3 protein-coding genes are annotated in these 1,383 nt (G+C 52.5%); 2 read left to right on the forward strand and 1 reads right to left on the reverse strand.

Annotated features, from left to right (window positions below; translation table 11 throughout):
- Positions 1 to 307: 307 nt before the first annotated feature.
- Positions 308 to 550: a hypothetical protein gene (locus ACP7A4_RS23030; RefSeq protein ID WP_426248501.1), complete on the reverse strand. Its 243-nt coding sequence runs from the start codon at positions 548 to 550 to the stop codon at positions 308 to 310.
- Positions 551 to 674: 124 nt separating this feature from the next.
- Here ACP7A4_RS23030 and ACP7A4_RS23035 point away from each other — a divergent pair, with 124 nt between their 5' ends.
- Both ACP7A4_RS23035 and ACP7A4_RS23040 read left to right on the forward strand, forming a co-directional pair.
- Positions 675 to 1,121: a hypothetical protein gene (locus ACP7A4_RS23035; protein WP_426248502.1), complete on the forward strand. Its 447-nt coding sequence runs from the start codon at positions 675 to 677 to the stop codon at positions 1,119 to 1,121.
- On the forward strand, positions 1,121 to 1,360 hold the full coding sequence (locus tag ACP7A4_RS23040; protein WP_426248503.1) for a hypothetical protein: 240 nt from the start codon (positions 1,121 to 1,123) through the stop codon (positions 1,358 to 1,360). The genes ACP7A4_RS23035 and ACP7A4_RS23040 overlap by 1 nt, the downstream gene beginning before the upstream one ends.
- Positions 1,361 to 1,383 lie beyond the last annotated feature (23 nt).

A 1,383-nucleotide genomic window follows, 5' to 3' on the forward strand; every position in this document is an offset into this window, starting at 1 on the left:
CCCACGGCGCCGACGGCAAGCCCTTCACTAAGACCCAGCAAGTGCACATGTGCGGCAACAGCGTCAGCCCACCGCCGATGGCTGCACTTGCTCGCGCCAACGACCCGTGGCGGGCAATCGAACGTCAGGCAGTTGCAGCATGACCGCACTCCGCCGAACAGTCAGGATCAACAGCGGCCCCATGCGGCCGCTGGATCTGGAAACGAACTGTAATAAACTCAACAAAAACGCGCTCAAGGCAACCACAACAAATGTAGCCAGTGACGCCAAGACCAGAGGGCTTAGACGGCGTTCGTGAACAATTAAATCATCCTAGCTGGCTATCGATGAATCTGTTGGCGGTCGCAAGAGCGTCAGCTAGCGCGCTTTGGTAATTCGGCCAGTCACCGGTTAATTCCGCAGCAGTAATACCGAACCCAGAAATCTCGCTAGATTCGACAACATTTATAGATAAAGGAACAATATCGTTGGGTTTTGCCCAATAGAATTTCAAATAAAGAACGCTACCCCGATAGTTATGAACAATTAACATCTTTTTTTCATAATGCACGAAATAACCCTTCCTACTTGCAAAGTAGTTATATCTAGAAAGGCTACTTTAGGCCTTATCCAATAAAACGCAATTATGAAACCCAAAATCTTAACTCAGCCGTTACTGCGGCAAGGACGAAGTCATGCCTGAAGAAAAGAAGAAAGCCTGGCCGGACCACTTCCGTTACATCGATACCATTGGCCCGGATGGTCTTGAGGTGCACTGCATCACTTACCAGGTTATCGGCGAAACCACGCAGTGCTACTACATCGGCGACACCCATACCTGTGACCTGATCAAGGGTCCGCAATACAGCTGGACCGCCGAGGCGGTGAAGAAACGCCGGAAGCGCGTGCTGAAAGAAGGTGGTAGCTGGGGCAGGCGTTTTGCCTACACCGACAAGGCACTGGCACTGCACTCGTACAAGGTACGCAAGTTTTGGCAGATGCGACATGCACAACTTTCAATCGAGCGCGCCAAGGCAGCCATTGGATATTTCGGCAACCTTGAAGTCGAAAGCACGGTGCCGGCGGAGGCTGTAACCATTCCGAACGAATACATTCAGGGCTTGGGCTGGGGTGACTACTGATGACTATCAAGCCAAAACCCACCGATGCCGAAATAAAAGCCCAGATCATGTATTGGGGCTCGCAACAGATGACCTATGTCATTCGTAACGGTCTGAGCATGGCCGGGCACAAGGGATTAAAAACCAATTGGGTGCGCCGCCAGCTGGAACGCCTGGAGCGCGCCGGCCAGGTTAAGCGCGTGCCATCAGTTTATGCCAGACAGATCTGCTGGGGCTTGGTCGAGGTGGTGAGGCCATGACCGGCGCCTTAAAAATCCTCGAC

It is taken from the genome of Pseudomonas sp. TWR3-1-1, from assembly GCF_049896545.1.
GTDB lineage: Bacteria > Pseudomonadota > Gammaproteobacteria > Pseudomonadales > Pseudomonadaceae > Aquipseudomonas > Aquipseudomonas weihenstephanensis.

Bases quoted from the DNA above. Each gene is read 5' to 3' on its own strand.
- ACP7A4_RS23035 (WP_426248502.1), top strand. From the start codon at position 675: ATGCCTGAAGAAAAGAAGAAAGCCTGGCCGGACCACTTCCGTTACATC.
- ACP7A4_RS23040 (WP_426248503.1), top strand. From the start codon at position 1,121: ATGACTATCAAGCCAAAACCCACCGATGCCGAAATAAAAGCCCAGATC.